Annotated in this window: 12 protein-coding genes; 5 read left to right on the top strand and 7 right to left on the bottom strand. The window is 44.8% G+C overall.

Annotated elements, in window-relative coordinates; translation table 11 throughout:
- Nucleotide 1: 1 nt before the first annotated feature.
- Nucleotides 2–985 carry a 6-phosphofructokinase gene (gene pfkA, locus BM367_RS11220; protein WP_092460553.1) on the bottom strand — a complete coding sequence of 328 codons (984 nt, stop codon included), beginning with the start codon at nt 983–985 and terminating at the stop codon, nt 2–4.
- Between the two features lie 300 nt (nt 986–1,285).
- Here pfkA and BM367_RS11215 point away from each other — a divergent pair, with 300 nt between their 5' ends.
- Entirely contained in the window at nt 1,286–2,188 is a 903-nt protein-coding gene (locus tag BM367_RS11215; RefSeq protein WP_092460551.1) for an SDR family oxidoreductase, read from the top strand.
- A complete protein-coding gene (locus tag BM367_RS11210; RefSeq protein ID WP_092460549.1) occupies nt 2,185–2,799 on the top strand; it encodes an HAD family hydrolase in 615 nt (204 codons plus the stop codon). The genes BM367_RS11215 and BM367_RS11210 overlap by 4 nt, the downstream gene beginning before the upstream one ends.
- Here the strand turns inward: BM367_RS11210 and BM367_RS11205 are convergent.
- Together BM367_RS11205 and BM367_RS11200 are read right to left on the bottom strand one after the other, a co-directional pair.
- The gene (locus BM367_RS11205; protein WP_092460547.1) at nt 2,788–3,183 is read right to left on the bottom strand and encodes a response regulator; all 396 of its coding nucleotides are present in this window, start codon (nt 3,181–3,183) and stop codon (nt 2,788–2,790) included. The genes BM367_RS11210 and BM367_RS11205 overlap by 12 nt on opposite strands.
- Nucleotides 3,180–5,372: a sensor histidine kinase gene (locus BM367_RS11200; RefSeq protein WP_092460545.1), complete on the bottom strand. Its 2,193-nt coding sequence runs from the start codon at nt 5,370–5,372 to the stop codon at nt 3,180–3,182. Before BM367_RS11200 ends, BM367_RS11205 begins: the two co-directional genes overlap by 4 nt.
- Nucleotides 5,373–5,604: 232 nt before the next feature.
- On the opposite strand from BM367_RS11200, the gene BM367_RS11195 reads away from it, so the two are divergent.
- Nucleotides 5,605–8,034 (top strand): glycoside hydrolase family 3 C-terminal domain-containing protein, encoded by a 2,430-nt coding sequence (locus tag BM367_RS11195; protein ID WP_092460543.1) that lies wholly within the window; start codon nt 5,605–5,607, stop codon nt 8,032–8,034.
- A gap of 117 nt (nt 8,035–8,151) precedes the next feature.
- A complete protein-coding gene (locus tag BM367_RS11190; RefSeq protein ID WP_143104018.1) occupies nt 8,152–8,820 on the top strand; it encodes a hypothetical protein in 669 nt (222 codons plus the stop codon).
- On the opposite strand, the gene BM367_RS11185 is transcribed toward BM367_RS11190, so the two are convergent.
- From BM367_RS11185 to BM367_RS11170, 4 genes are all read right to left on the bottom strand, one after another.
- On the bottom strand, nt 8,817–10,013 hold the full coding sequence (locus tag BM367_RS11185; RefSeq protein ID WP_092460540.1) for a proline dehydrogenase family protein: 1,197 nt from the start codon (nt 10,011–10,013) through the stop codon (nt 8,817–8,819). The genes BM367_RS11190 and BM367_RS11185 overlap by 4 nt on opposite strands.
- 156 nt (nt 10,014–10,169) lie before the next feature.
- Complete coding sequence (locus BM367_RS11180; RefSeq protein WP_177224215.1) at nt 10,170–10,571, bottom strand: septal ring lytic transglycosylase RlpA family protein; 402 nt, start codon at nt 10,569–10,571, stop codon at nt 10,170–10,172.
- Nucleotides 10,572–10,748: 177 nt separating this feature from the next.
- On the bottom strand, nt 10,749–11,984 hold the full coding sequence (locus BM367_RS11175) for a sugar MFS transporter (protein ID WP_092460536.1): 1,236 nt from the start codon (nt 11,982–11,984) through the stop codon (nt 10,749–10,751).
- Between the two features lie 165 nt (nt 11,985–12,149).
- The gene (locus tag BM367_RS11170) at nt 12,150–14,552 is read right to left on the bottom strand and encodes a glycoside hydrolase family 31 protein (RefSeq protein WP_092460534.1); all 2,403 of its coding nucleotides are present in this window, start codon (nt 14,550–14,552) and stop codon (nt 12,150–12,152) included.
- A gap of 263 nt (nt 14,553–14,815) precedes the next feature.
- Here BM367_RS11170 and BM367_RS11165 point away from each other — a divergent pair, with 263 nt between their 5' ends.
- The gene (locus BM367_RS11165) at nt 14,816–16,720 is read left to right on the top strand and encodes a DNA topoisomerase IV subunit B (protein ID WP_092460532.1); all 1,905 of its coding nucleotides are present in this window, start codon (nt 14,816–14,818) and stop codon (nt 16,718–16,720) included.
- Nucleotides 16,721–16,732 lie beyond the last annotated feature (12 nt).

Genomic DNA, 16,732 nt, shown 5'->3' with positions numbered 1-16,732 from the left:
TTTAACTAGCTAAAATGCGAATCATCTGAAACCATTCCGGGTCTATGCCCTGCCTGGCTTTTACCGCTTTTTCGAGAGGTGTGTAATGTAGCTGATTATTTACGATACCAATCATGCAATTATGATGTTTGCCCTCCATCAAAGCCTGCACCGCTGCATAACCCAGCCGGCTGGCAATTACCCGATCCATGCAGGTGGGCGATCCCCCGCGCTGGATATGGCCCAGAATACAAACTCGCGTGTCAAAATGCGGTAGTTGCTCTTTGATTGCACGGGCTACTTCATTGGCACCTCCTGATTCATCACCTTCAGCCACCACGATGATATTTACAAGCTTTTTGCGGCGTTCGTTGGCCTGAAGTTCATTTATGATATCCTGAATTTTCGTGGGCCGTTCAGGCAGCAGCACATGTTCTGCTCCGGTGGCAATACCGCTGTGCAGCGCAATATATCCCGCATCGCGCCCCATCACTTCTACAATAAACAAGCGATCGTGAGCTTCGGCTGTATCACGAATCTTATCAATGGCACGCACAGCCGTATTTACGGCCGTGTCAAAACCGATGGTAAAATCCGTACCGTCTATATCCTTGTCAATGGTGCCGGGCAAACCAATGCAAGGAATATCAAATTCCTTGCTGAACGTAAGTGCTCCCTTGAACGTGCCATCACCACCAATGACAATCAATCCATCAATCTGATATTTCTTTAATTGTTCGTATGCCCGCTGCCGGCCTTCATAGCCAAAAAATTCCTTGCAACGAGCGGTTTTCAAAATGGTACCGCCGCGCTGAATGATATTGGCTACCGAACGGGAATCCATTTTCATGATTTCTCCATTGATCAGCCCCCGATAGCCATACATGACGCCATAGACGTTGAGCTGGAAATAATTTCCGGTTCTGACAATTGCCCGAATTGCTGCGTTCATGCCCGGTGCATCACCGCCGGAAGTGAGGACAGCTATATTCTTGACTTTACTCATATCCTTGGTTTCAGGGTAAATGGGCCTCTTGCTAAAAACGGCACAAAATTAGGGTTTTGCTTTTGTTTTCCTACATCCAATCGCGGGAATCTACTGAATATTGTACCGGCAAATAAATAAATTATTAAAAAACTTTAAACGAATGATGATTTGCCTTGAATCATTTCAACCTGCAAATCCCTTTTGATGCTGGTTTCTGATTTCATTTCACAGGCAGTTTCCTTTGCATCTTCGTTTCATGATCGTGTGAGAAAGCATAAAATGAAAGAGGTTTAATACATTTGCCCGAATTCTGAGCAAATGCGCATTCTCCTGACAGGTGCAAATGGCTTGCTGGGCCAGCATATACTGACCCATGTGGCTCCCGGTACTCTACATGAATGGATAGCCACCGGCAAGGGTGCATGTCGTTTCCCGAATGAGAAAGGAATCACGTACGAATCGCTCGATATCACCGATGCTGTGGCCGTACAGGCATTGTGGACACGCTACAAACCCGATGCAGTGATTCATGCAGCCGCTATGACACATGTGGATGCCTGCGAACAACAAAAGCAGGTATGCTGGAAAACCAATGTGGAAGGCACTTATCACCTGCTACAGGCTGCACGAACTACCGAAAGCTTTTTCCTGTTTGTTTCCACTGATTTTATTTTCGATGGTGAAGCCGGCCCTTATGCCGAGGATGATCTGCCAGATCCGGTGAATTATTATGGTCTTTCCAAACTTTGCGCTGAGCAATTGGTGCGCTGCGCCGGCATTCCCTGGGCTATTGCCCGCACGGTACTGGTGTATGGAAATGAGACAAGCCGCGAAAAGAGCAACATTGTCCGCTGGATTGTGCAGCAGCTGCAACAGGGACATGTGGTTAGAATGGTAAATGATCAATGGCGCACACCCACCTGGGCTGCCGATCTGGCTTCCGGTTGCTGGCAGATTGTATCCCAACGGGCTCAGGGTATATTTCATATAGCAGGTCCGGATATGCTCACACCCTACGATATGGCAATGGAAATTGCCCGAGTGTGGAATCTGCCTGCAGACCTGGTTCAACCCACCGATAGCCACACCTTCCGCCAACCAGCCCGACGGCCGGCCCGCACAGGACTCATCATTCGGAAAGCCGTTCAGGAGATTGGCTATCGGCCACACACATTTGCTGAAAGCCTGCATATCATTCGCAAACAGCTGATGCAACCATGAATATTGAAAACATCATTTTTGATCTGGGCGGTGTATTGATCGACTGGAATCCGCGCTACCTCTACAGGAAAATCTTCTCTTCCGAAGAAGAAATGGAACATTTTCTCAAGCACATTGCCACTTCCGAATGGAATGCTGAACAAGATGCCGGGCGGTCGTTGAAAGAAGGAACCGAATGGCTTGTGCAGCGTTTTCCTCCATACAAAGAGGCCATCGAGGCTTACTATGGCCGATGGGAGGAAATGCTGGGCGGCGAAATAAAAGCCACGGTAAACATATTCTATCGCCTGAAAGCCATGCGCACTTACCGATTGTATGCACTCACCAACTGGTCAGCTGAAACATTTATCATTGCCCGTCAGCGCTTTTCATTCCTGCAGGATTTTGACGGCATCGTGGTATCAGGCGAAGAAAAAACAAGAAAGCCTTTTCTGGAAATCTATCAGCGACTTGCCCAACGCTTTCAGATACTACCCGAACGTAGCCTATTCATTGACGATGTGCCCGAAAACATTGATGGTGCCCAGCAGGCAGGATTTCATACCTTGTTATTCATTTCGCCGGAAGCTCTTGAACAGGAGCTCAAAGCCATAGGCATTTTAAAGGGATAAAGCCGCATCCTTACTGAAAGGCTTGCTGAGAAAACGTTTTACTATTTCATGCTGTTTGATGCGATCCAGATCATAAGGATCAATCGTGCTGGATAGCATGACAATTTCACAATGTTCGCGAATAGAAGCAGACAGCTTGCTGAAAGCATCGAGAAATTCAAAACCATCCATACCAGGCATGCGGATGTCCAACAAAATAATATCAGGCACAGATTCGGGAGATGACTCGTGAGATTGCAGATATTGCAAGGCTTCCTGACCAGATTCCACGGATACGACTTGTTCACATACCTGGAGCTTTTTTAAGCAGGATTCAGCCACGTATCGATCAATATAATTATCATCTACAATCATAATGAGATGATACTTGGCAATCGCATTCATGTAGTTACAAGGTTTTTCTGGTTAGGAATGGTTAATGTAAACCGGGTACCTATGCCTGGCTCGGAATGAACTGTTATCTCGCCTTCCAGCTTATTCAGCATTTCTTTGACAATATACAATCCGAGACCGGAGCCCGGCACCTTACTATTTGCCCGGTAAAACATCTCAAAAATACGACTTTGCACATTATGGTCAATACCCATTCCCTTATCTTCAATCACCATTGTACATTGCTGATCATCTGACCTTATCAACAGAAAAACTTCATTTTTATTGCGTTGCGGATGTTTATGGAGGATAGCATTATAAAGCAGCTTCTGCAAAATGGTTTTGATGCGGTAGGTATCCGAATAAAATTCATCACTTTGTTCGGCAAACTCAAAATGAATTTCCACATCCTGTTGATATATGGGAGGTATACTGTTGATGACATCCTTTACCAGTTCTGACCACACGATGGGTGATTTATTTACTGGTATTCTCGCGTTATTGGAATAATGCATCACATCGGTAATGAAATGATCCAGACGTTTCAGGGATTCCCGTATCATGCCGAAATGATGCCGGTTGGCTTCCGGGTTAGTTTCTTCCTCACATAATTGCACAATGCCCATCATGGAAGCAATAGGAGAGCGCAAATCATGGGATATGCTGTAAATAAACCGGTCCAGCTCCTGATTTACTTTTTCAAGTTCTCGATTCTGTTTTTCTAATAGTTTTTCTTTCTCAATGCGGTCTGTTACATCCTGGGCAATACCATAGATACGGTTAACTTCACCGCTTCGTGTTTGCCCGAAATACCCTTTCACAAAAATCACCTTTTTCCTGGCGTCAATGGTGGTTTGATGATAAAAACTAAAGTCTTTTCTCGATGCAATAGCCTTCTTCAGCAAACGTTTGACACGCATGCGATCCGCATCATCCATCCATTCCACAAAACGTTTAAAAGTAATTTTTTCATCAAACCGGCAACCATAAATCCGATACATTTCATCAGACCAGGTGATTCGATTATCCGAAAGGTTCCATTCCCAGTTTCCCAGATGGGCCAGCTGTTGCGCTTCGCTGAGCAAATATTCTTTTCGCATGAGCTCCACCTGCATCTGCCGAAGATCTGTAATATCTTTTCCTACCCAAAGCGTGGCAATAATCCGCCCATTGTTTACCAGCGGTCGTATAGCAAAATGGATTTGCCTCACGCCAGATGGTGTTTGCAATGAAATGTCGGGCAAATTGCATTCTTTACCTGCCAAAGCCTGCTGATGCGCATCCATCAATTGTTGTAAATGCCGGATATCAGTAGTCTTAAACAACTGATGATACTGCTGGGAAGTAGATACAGCGCTGCTTATGCCCAGTATATATTCGCCATAATTGTTCAGATATGCGGCATAACCATTGGGCATGATACAGCACACCAAAACAGGTACTTCCGACATCACCAGGTCTTCCTCCACCAGATCTTTGGGCTGAAACAATTGATATTTTCTCAATGCCACAAAAGTGCAAAATACCGATACCGTCATAAAACTTGAAGTAACAGGATAACTGGGCGTGTGAAACAATATGGGAATGATAAATTGCACGGTAACCCCCGCAAATGCTGGCATACCCACTGCAATTGTAATTAACAACGATTGCTTAAACTGCAACGGATGATATTTCACAGATCGGGTATAGCGGATCATTTGCCATGAGGCCATAAATACCAGCAGAGATATCCAGCTCAGTTGCAAAACAGAAACCCATGGCTTGCTGATGTCTTTTACCCAACCCCAGGAATGAACATAATGAAATACATGCGGATAGACATCCATCTGATACAGACTCAACAGAAAAAATGAAGGTAAATACAACAAAACAAGCAGGTAATGTGCCCGATGCCTTTGAAAAAAGCGGGTATAATACCAAACAAAATGCAGGCATAACGGACCAATAAAGTTCCAGCCCATGCTGGTAAGCCGGTCAAAAAAGCTGGCCGTAGCCATGTTCCCACTGATATGCGTCAGCAAATCATTCAACTGCCAGAGCAATCCCGACAAGCCCAGCAATAAGTAAAGCCTGACCAGCGAATTCTGTGGGAAACAGATATAAATGTACAGGAGCAATGAACACCCAACCAGAAAAGAAAACAAAGTGGCCCAAAAGCCAAATCCCTGTTGAAATTGAAGCTGAAGATCCAATCCCATATATGTATTACCTATTATGTCCAAACTTATGATCGCTCAACTCTGGCTAACAAGATACATGAAAACGATTCAGATTTGCAAATGATTTTTTAGAAATGGCTGAATCCGTTTTCTCCGGATCATATTATATCTTTCACTGCAAACCACTCATCCTATTTTTATATACGATGATTCGAATGTTTTAGATGAAACACATAATTTTACCAATCCTTTATCTCAAAAACCAATAGATATGCTTTACTCAAACTCCTATCTGCAATGGACTCATCAGCCTGTTGCCCGGAAGGGCCGTCTGTCCTGCATTTGCTTGCTGTTGCTGATATGCTGCAACCCATTGTATAGTGCAGCCCAGCAAAAATTAAACGCTTCCAACCTGAAAGAGATTGTGCACCACATGACACTCGATGAAAAAGTGCATACGGTGGTAGGGATGGGCATTTACCTGCCTCCATCGGTTATGGAACAGCTGCGCCGGGCCTTGCACGATACCAGCATGCTGCATAATTTTCATTTACCACCCATGGACACCAATGCCCTGAAAATTCCCGAAAAAGTACCCGGCGCGGCAGGGCGTACTTATGCAAATGCCCGATTTGGCATTCCATCGCTTACGCTTTCCGATGGCCCGGCTGGTGTACGCATCAATCCTATCCGCAACAACGACAGCAGCCATACCTATTATGCTACAGCCTTTCCAGTAGCCACATTACTGGCTTCCAGCTGGGACACGGGCTGTGTGTATGCTGTGGGAAAGGCCATGGGCGATGAAGTGAAAAATTATGGCATTGATGTATTGCTGGGGCCAGGTATGAATATCCAGCGTAATCCGCTCTGCGGGCGAAATTTTGAATATTATTCCGAAGATCCACTCATCACCGGGATGATGGCTGCGGCAATGGTTTCAGGCATTCAATCCAATGGCGTGGGTACATCCATCAAGCATTTTGCCTGCAACAACCAGGAAACCAACCGCAACTCTGTCAACGTAATAGTCAGCGAGCGTGCCCTGAGGGAAATCTACCTGCGCGGTTTTGAAATTGCCGTGAAACAAGCACAACCCTGGACGGTGATGAGTTCCTACAACAAAATCAACGGCACCTACACTTCTGAACGGCACGACCTGCTCACCACCGTGTTGCGTGATGAATGGGGGTTTAAGGGACTGGTGATGACCGACTGGTTTGGCGGACACGACGCCGTGGCTCAGATGCAGGCTGGCAATGACTTGCTGATGCCGGGTACCCCCCTGCAGATGCAAGCCATCGAACAGGCCGTACGTGAAGGTAAGCTGGATACCAATGTATTGAATCACAACGTGGAAAACGTGCTGCGGCTGGTATTGCATTCACCCACTTTTCACCATGAACCTTATTCCGACCATCCCGATCTGCAGGCTCATGCACGCGTTGCCCGCTGGGCCGCCACTCAGGGCATGGTGCTGCTGAAAAATCAGGAAAATACCTTGCCTATTTCTCACAATATCCATCGGATAGCCTTATTCGGCACCTCAGCCTACCATCTGATACCAGGTGGCACTGGCAGTGGCACCGTGCACGCTCCTTACACCATTTCATTGGATAAGGGACTCAAGGACGCCGGCTTTCAAACCGATGCCTCGCTGCAAACAAAGTATCAACAATATATTCAAACCCATAATCCGGCCCCACGCAATCCCATGAGCGCTTTATTCGGTGCTCCTCCTATACCTGAAATGCCTGTATCAACCGATGAGATCACACGGGCTGCTGCAGAAAATGATATGGCTATTCTCTCGATCGGACGGGAATCAGGCGAAGGTGCTGACCGCCACCTGAAGGACGATTATGAATTATCGGATACAGAACAAGCGTTGATTTCCGATATCTGCCGCGCCTTTCATGCCATGCATAAGCCCGTTGTGGTAGTGTTGAATATTGGCGGTGTTATTGAAACGGCTTCCTGGAGCGACAAGCCCGATGCTATCCTGCTGGCCTGGCAACCCGGAGAGGAAGGCGGACATGCCATCGCAGATGTGCTTACCGGTAAGGAAAATCCCTCCGGCCGGCTGGCGGTAACTTTCCCCTTGCATTATACGGATGAACCTTCTGCTTCCAATTTTCCGGGTACACCTCCGGATAATCCGCAGCAAGTAGTCTATCAGGAAGGTATCTATGTGGGATATCGTTATTTCAACAGCTTTCATATACCTGTAGCATATCCCTTTGGTTATGGTTTATCCTACACCACCTTTCGGTATGATCATCTGCAACTGACCAGCCATCCTGAGCAGGGCCGCTGGGAGCTTACGGTAACCGTTACCAATACGGGAAAAAGGCCGGGCAGGGAAGTGGTGCAGCTGTACGTACATGCCCCTGCTGCCCATCTGGATAAACCGGAAATGGAATTGAAAAAGTTTGCTAAAACCCGGTTGCTGGCTCCCGGTCAATCGCAGACCCTGCATTTTGTGCTCACACCGGCCGACCTGGCTTCTTTCGATCCTGCCCGCTCAGCATGGGTTGCAGATGCTGGTACCTACAGGGTGTATCTTGGGAAAAATGCCACAGAATATGTGGCTTCCACTACTTTCGAATTGCCGAAAGAAGTAGTTACAGAGCGCGTGCATCAGGTGCTTCAGCCCCAGCAGCCCATTCAGGAACTTCATCCACCTGCCAGTAACGAATGACAAACCGCTTGTAGATGTGTTACACCAGGTCGCCCTCTTGTGCAGGGCGGCCTGTTTATTATTATAGCTTGCAAATGCAGGCACGATTTGTTATCTTCCGTTATGAAAGCATGGCTTATGCGAAGCTCGCAGCATGGTGCTTCTCGCCACATACCCATCATCAGCTGGATGATGAACATGTTTTTGTTGTGTTCAATTCCCGCCTATGCCCAGCAGCCTGCTCATAAATCCCAGTTGAAATATTGGACAGTGGTATGGGATGGCGAATACCGACCAGGTGCAGAAACCGATGATACAATTTATTACAGTCCCCTGCGGCCTTTAAAATGGAGCGATTTCACCGGCCAACCTCCGCCCGGTGCGCATCGCAATGCAGCTGTTACCTATAGCAGCTTTGGATTTACCGGCTCAGCTGTTTCGCATCATGATACGCTGGAGCTGCATATACAATTGCAAGTGTTTTTTGTAAAAAGTGCTTCGTATGTAATCCCTGCGGCCTTGCCTGGCCCCGATGCTCTGGCACATGAACAGCTGCACTTTGATTTAACACGTATCAGCGCAGCTCATTTTCAGCAACTGGTGATGGAAAATAAAAAAGATATTGCTCCGGAAGATGCGGATAGTTTTATTCAGTATGAGTATCTGGAAGCTTTTCGGTATATGAATCACATCCAGGATCAGTTTGACAGCGAAACCAACCACGGAACAAATAAAGCTGAAGAAGCCAGATGGGCCTCATTTATACATCAGCAACTCCACCTTATTTATCCGCAGTTGAATTTTTAACGTACAAGCTGCATAGCTTTTCTGCGAGCTATTTCCTGTTTGATTAATCTCAATTCCCGGCTGGTTTGTCCGGCTACAGATGTATTTTCCTGCGCACGCCGCATGAGATAAGGAATCACATCTTCCAGCGGGCCATAGGGAAGATATTTGCAAACCCGATAACCATGTTTGGATAAGTTAAAACTGATATGATCACTCATGCCATAAAGCTGAGAAAAACACACATGTGGATGATGAGGCGGAATCTGTTTTTCTTCCATCAGCTGAATGGTAAGCTGACAACTGTTTTCATTATGCGTGGCTATGCAACAACTTACATGATCCAGATAATTCATGCAATATTGAATGGCTTCATTATAATCTTGGTCTGTAGCAGTTTTGCTTGCGTGTACCGGACTTGGATATCCTTTTTCGGCAGCGCGTTTACGTTCTTTTTCCAGGTAGGCACCCCGCACCAATTTAGCACCGAGGATAAAGCCATTTTCTTTGGCCTGATGTACATGCGATTTCAGCAAAGCCAGCCGATCGGTGCGATAGAGCTGATAAGTTTGAAAAAGTACAGCTGTTTGCTGATTGTATGTTTGCATCAGCTTCATCACCCATTCATCAATAGGTGATTGAATCCAGCTTTCCTCTGCATCTACCATTACACCAATATGGTGTTGCACGGCTTCTTTTACAATGCGTTCCAGACGCTGACAAGCCCGTTGCCACTCTGTTTCTTCTGCTTCCGACAATGTATGTTGTGCATGCAGTTTTTCCAGCAGCTGTGTGCGTGCCAGTCCGGTCATCTTCACCGCAATGAATGGAATATTGGATTCTCGCGCAGCATAGGTAATCATGCGAATATACTCCGCACAGGTGTGCTCAAATACTTCCTCTGTTTCTTTGCCTTCCACGCCATAATCCAGGATAATATGCATACCGGCGTTGTCAAGTCTTTTGGCCGTTTGCATCACATCTTCAAGGGTTTCGCCTCCGCAAAATTGCTGGTACAATGTATTTCGAATCCATTTTTTTACCGGCAAATGCAAACGAATCACAACAGGAATCAGATACTTAGCCAGATGCGTAAGCCATCCTAAATTCATGAGCCAGAACAACCAGTAAATACGTTTTAATTCACGATCATCACGAAAAGAAAAAGCTGCAGCTGTATCATCAAATGATACACGTTGAAAAGTAACCGACATACCAGGCAGGCTTTTGGGCAAAGATAGGAGTTAATGCAATACCATTTTACTGCAAGGTATTTTCAAAATAAACACGGAAATAAATAGAAAAAATACAATTGTAGCGGAATTCGATAAAGAAAATTTATGTAGAGGATGTTTTTGGGATAGATATATCTATTTCAGATCAATCGTATGTTGAATTGAATCCATATCGGCCAGATCAAACCAGTTGATCATCCATGCGGGAATCAATTGTACTTTTACTTTTGTAAGACCTCTTGCCTTGAAGCCCAATCTGCGGGCTGCTGCTTCTGAAACATCAATCAGGCGCTTATTCCCTGCAGCCATACGATCATTAATTCTCACCACCGTTTTCCTGCGATTGCGCAGATTGGTAACCAATACATATTGATCCATGGGCAATACATTGCTTGCTGCAGTAAAATACCGGGCATCAAATGTATCTCCGTTTGCCGTTAATTGTCCGTTAAATCTGGATCCATAATAACTTGCGATACCGTAATATGTAGTGCTGTCGCTGTCTGCATGCACCTGTGCCTGAGCAGGAACAAACACACATACAACAGAAGAAAAAATACAGATACTGAATGAAATTGTACGGTAACTATACATCATTACTGCAACTACAACAACAAAATATGATCTTTCCTTCAAATAAGCAATATGCAGTGGGATATGGGCATAATGTATTAAAATGTTACCATGGTGAATGGATAGCAAAAATCCTATGCTTTACGGATGGATGCGGTGCCCCCAAAAACCATAATGTGCTACGACTGCAAAACAAATCAAAGGCACCACAAATGCCTGTGCCGTGCTGTGTTGATGATCGGCAATCCACCCCATCAGAAGCGGACTCAATGCACCACCTACGATTGACATGATGATAAATGATCCGCCTTGCCGCGTATGTTGCCCTAAATTGCGAACACCCAAAGCGAAGATGGTGGGAAACATGATGGATTCAAAAAAGAAAATAATCATCAATGCGATTACTGAAATTTGTCCGTGCAGAAAAATTACCATTACACACAGCAAAATATTAATAACTGCATACAGGGCAAGCAATCGGGCTGCTTCTATCCATTTCATCAATAATGTGCCCATAAATCTTCCAACTGTGAACAAGATCAGGCTTACACCAAGCAACATAGCTGCCAAACTGCTGGATGCCTGCTCCCAGTTTTCAATCACGTAATTGATGAAAAAAGCAGCTACACCCACCTGTGCAGCTACATAAAAAAATTGCGCGGCTACACCCAGCACAAAATGTCTATTCTGAAACAACGGGCGTGAATGAATATGTGCTTCCTGCTGCAATTGCGCTTCTTCATTGATTTCAGGAAGAGGCGTGAAATAAAATAATCCAGCAATCAATACAACCAAAACTGCAATGCCCAGATAAGTATATTGAACACTTTGCAGAGAACTATTCTGAACAGATTCTTTGAAAAATAACTGTGAAGCCAGAAAAGGTCCCAGAAAAGAACCTACACCATTAAAGGATTGCGCCAGATTGATCCGGAAAGCAGCACTTTGCCTGGGACCAAGTACCGTGACATACGGATTAGCCGCTGTTTCCAGGCAACATAAACCACAGGCCAGCACAAAAAGAGCCAGGAGAAAAGCATTGAAGCTATGCCATTGAGCAGAGGGATAAAAGAAAAAAGCTCCTGCAGCATATAAACCCAATCCAATCAAAATACCCCGTTTATATCCAAAATTTTTCATGATGATACCCGCTGGCAAAGCCATCAGGAAATAACCGCCGAAATAGGCAGCCTGCAACCAGGCTGAACGTAGTTTGGTAATTTGAAATACATCCTGAAAATGTTTATTCAATGAATCCAGCAATCCATAAGCAAATCCCCAAAGAAAAAACAAGCTGGTAACCAATATAAAGGCAAAACGCGTGCGATTGGCTGCAACTGTTGCCTGGCTTTCTTCCGAATGAACCATCATCGGCATATCAGAACATTTAACAGGCTAAAAATAAAAAATCCCAATGTATCTCAAAACATGTGATATCTATCCATGCAAATGTTGAAATGCTGTTTTAAAAGTTATAGGGAATGAATTGCTGAATCAACAGCAATTTCCTGCAAAAGGGAGGGAGATAAGTGAACCTGTGATTTACCGAATGATGATTTCCTGAAAATCGGCAGGAATGGTGATTTTTAAAATTTTTTTCGTTCCGCCCGAACGAGATTGAGTAATGGCATATACCTGTCCATCTACTTCATACTTTGTTGCAGTAAAAGGCAGGCCATGGCAAACCAGCCGGTATTGTTGATACAAGGGCTTAAAACTACCGGTACAGGTCCGATTGATTTGCAACTGATCAGATTTTCCCTGCAGGGTAAAACAAATTACCCGATATTGTCCGTCGCGATAACCATATCCATCGCCGGCATCTTCGTACAACACGGTTTCCTGCACACCATGCGTGAAATAAGCATCCAGAATCATTTCCTGAAATTGCAATTGTTCCGGCACATATTCCATTTGTGGAAACTGTGGAATCATGGCACCTGCACGCACAAATACAGGAATTTCCGTCAATGGTGTACGCACTTCAATGGATTGTTTACCTTGCACCAAGTCATCGTTCCAGAAGTTATACCATTCACCAGCAGGCAGATACACAGTTTTTGTTTTAAGGCCGGGCGCATGTACGGGGCTGATGAGCAGATGATCACCTAACATAAATTCATCTGCACGATTGTAAGTATTCACATCATGTTGATCTGCAAATACCGTGGGTCGCAGCATAGGATATCCATAAGTACTGTATTGCCAGAAGGTAGTGTAGAAATAGGGCAGGAGCCTGTAACGCAGCTTGATAAACTTGCGTGCAATGAATTCATTTTTTTCTCCAAATGCCCAGGGTTCCTGATGAAAATTGGTTTCGTTGCTGGCTGAATGGGTGCGCATAAATACATGAAAAGCAGCCATTTGCAGCCAGCGAACATACAGCTCGGGTGTAGGTTCTCCGATAAATCCACCAATATCGCTGCCGGCAAACGAAATTCCTGAAATTGATAAACGCAGGCATTGAATAGCGGCAATGAAAAGATGTTCCCATGATGCGGTATTATCACCTGTCCATACGCTTGTCCACCGTTGCGCACCGGCATAGCAGGATCGTGTGATAACGAAGGGGCGCTTTGGCATCAGATAGCGGGAGATGCCTTCTGCCGTGGCTTTGCTCATCAGATGACCGTACACATTATGCGCTTTTCGATGACTGCAGGGATCTCCGTCATAATCATGGCGCACATCATCCGGGAAAGTGCCGATTTCAAAAACTGCCGGTTCATTCATATCATTCCACACGCCGCGAATACCCACATCGGTTAAATGTTTGCACAGCCTGCTCCACCATGTTCGCACTTTGGGATTGGTAAAATCCGGAAATACACATCTTCCCGGCCATACATCACCTTCCATCCACGCTCCGTCGCCCCGCTTGCAGAAATAATCTCCTGCAATACCTTCACGATATACAAAATAATTCGGATCCACCTTAATACCCGGATCAATGATAGCCACAACTTTAAAACCCATGTCAGCCAGCTCACGCATCAAGCCAGCCGGATCGGGAAATCCTTCAGGATGAAAGGTAAAACAACGAAAACCATCCATGTAATCAATATCCAAGTGAATGACATCACAGGGTATTTTCCGTTTACGAAATTCCTGTGCGATTTCTTTTACCTTGCTTGCGGGATAATAGCTCCACCTGCTTTGATGATAGCCCAGGCTCCATAATGGCGGAAGATCAGGCGTTCCCGTGAGCTGTGTGTAACGAGCCGCTACATCCATCAACGAAGGCCCATAAATAAAATAATAACACATTTCGCCACCATGAGCCCAAAAGCTGCACACATCGGCACGTTCCTGGCCAAAATCAAAAAAAGTGCGAAACGTATTATCCAGAAAAATACCATAACCTATGCCATGATGCAATCCGTAGTAAAACGGTATGTTTTTGTACAACGGATCTACATTCCAGCCATAACCATAGCGATCCATTCCGAAATTTTCCAGGCGTTTGCCCCGCAATTGAAAATCGGTGGGCTTATCACCTAAACCATAAAAACATTCATCCTGCTGAATATATTTGCTACAATATACAATCTTGCCACCTTTTTGCTGATAATGTTGCCAGTGAAATCCTTTTTCATCCTGATTAATGAGTTGACCTTCCTGATTCAGAACAGACACAAGTAAATGCTGGCGATCAATCTGAATCTGCAATTGTTCCGTGAAAATTCGAATGCAGCTGGCATCTTCCGAATAATCCAATCGGGTTACGGATTCTTTGAACTCAGGATTAATTGCATAGGAAAAATCACGCTGAAACCTTCCGTCTGGTGCATATCTGAAACGTACGATATGATTGGATATGACTTTTACTTCAAGGACAACATCCTGTGTATAAAAATAAAAGAAATTACCTTCGCGTTCCCATCGCAGAACAGCTTCGGGATAGTATTTCACAGCGTAAGCATTGGTTGGAGCCACAGGCTGCATAAGACATGTTGTTTCCGAATACAAAATCTGGAAACGACAAAAATAAGGCTTATCCTTTAATCCTGCAGAAACATTTTTAACTCATATCAGAATACTTCAGATATCAAGAAAATACCCAACCATTCTCGGGCAGCAGGCTGCATGGCAGAAGGGAAGCCATGTGCATAAATGGTGATCAACGCAGATAAATATCCGGCAAAATGCAGGCGAAATCATAATTTTGCCTGATAAGGAATTGGAGATCATGATAAAATCAATTAGTTATGGCCGAAAAACAAACCCTTGTTCATGCGTATGATGAAAATGCCATTCGTTCGCTCGACTGGCGTGAGCACATCCGCCTGCGGCCCGGCATGTATATTGGCAAGCTGGGCGACGGTTCGAGCATGGACGATGGTATTTACATTTTGCTGAAAGAAATCATTGACAATGCAGTAGATGAATACCTGATGGGTTTTGGAAAACGCATTGAAGTAAAAATTACCGATCATGCAGCCACCGTGCGCGACTACGGGCGAGGCATTCCGCTGGGCAAACTCGTGGATGCCGTATCCAAAATCAATACCGGAGCCAAATACGATAATCGGGTATTTCAGAAAACCGTAGGACTGAACGGTATTGGTACCAAAGCCGTCAACGCATTGTCAACCCGTTTCCATATTAAAAGTTTCCGCGACGGCCAGGCTGCGGAAGCCATTTTTGAAAAAGGTGTACTCGTATCCCATACTCCGTCCATGCCCACCCAGGAGCCCAACGGTACATGGGTTTATTTTACTCCTGATCCGGATATCTTTCGTCATTTTCGCTTCATTCCTGAATTCATTGAAACACAAATCAAAAATTATTGTTTCCTCAACGCAGGCTTGCAGATTGTATTAAACGGACAGATATTTACTTCCAAAAACGGATTGCTCGATCTGCTGGAAGCCAAGATCAACGAAGAGGAACAACGTTATCCCATTATTCACATCAAAAAGGAAGATATTGAAATTGCTATTACACACGGCAATCACTATGGTGAAGAATATTATTCATTCGTCAATGGCCAGTATACCACACAGGGAGGTACCCATCTGTCGGCTTTCAGGGAAGCATTTGTAAAAACCATTCGCGATTTTTACAAGAAAGATTATGATGCTGCAGATATCCGCGCCTCTATCTGTGCCGCTATCAGCATCCGTGTGCAGGAGCCTGTGTTTGAATCACAAACAAAAACTAAGTTGGGATCCACTTACCTGTATGAAGGCGGTCCAACTATCAAAAATTTTATAAGCGAAGTTTTAAGCCAGGAACTTGATAATTATTTGCATAAAAATCCTGCCACAGCAGACGCACTCAAGAAACGAATTGAACAAAGTGAACGCGAAAGAAAAGAACTCAGCGGCATTAAAAAGCTGGCCAATGAAAGAGCCAAAAAAGCCAATCTGCATAACCGCAAGCTACGTGACTGCCGTATTCATTTGAATGATGAGGATAAAAATGATCCGGAATTTCAGGCTAAAAAACTTGAAACCACATTGTTTATCACAGAGGGTGATTCGGCCAGCGGATCCATCACTAAATCTCGTAATGTGGAAACACAGGCCGTTTTCAGCCTGCGCGGCAAACCGTTGAATTGCTACGGATTAACCAAAAAAATCGTGTATGAAAATGAAGAATTCAATTTGCTGCAACATGCTTTGAATATTGAAGAAGGATTGGATGGTTTGCGTTATCATCGTGTAGTCATCGCAACTGATGCCGATGTGGATGGTATGCACATCCGTTTGCTGATGCTGACTTTCTTTTTGCAGTTTTTCCCTGATTTGGTGCGTGCGGGTCATCTTTATATCCTCGAAACACCTTTGTTCCGCGTACGCAACAAACAGCAAACCATTTATTGCTATTCCGAAGAAGAAAAACGACAAGCCATTCAGAAACTGGGTGGTAAGCCAGAAATCACCCGATTTAAAGGATTGGGTGAAATATCTCCAGAAGAGTTCGGGTATTTCATCGGTGAAAACATGCGGCTGCAACCCGTGATTATTGGCAAGGATACACAAATTCACAAACTGCTCGATTACTACATGGGCAAAAACACTTCGGCTCGCCAGGATTTCATCATTGAAAACCTACGTTACGAAAAAGATGTGGTGGAAGAAGCGATCTCAGCCGAAGCTGTTGCCTGATAATGCATGGAT

Source organism: Thermoflavifilum thermophilum, from assembly GCF_900116565.1.
GTDB classification, from domain to species: domain Bacteria; phylum Bacteroidota; class Bacteroidia; order Chitinophagales; family Chitinophagaceae; genus Thermoflavifilum; species Thermoflavifilum thermophilum.
The sequence above is the reverse complement of the archived record's forward strand: the minus strand, read 5'-3'. Positions and strand labels throughout refer to the sequence as shown.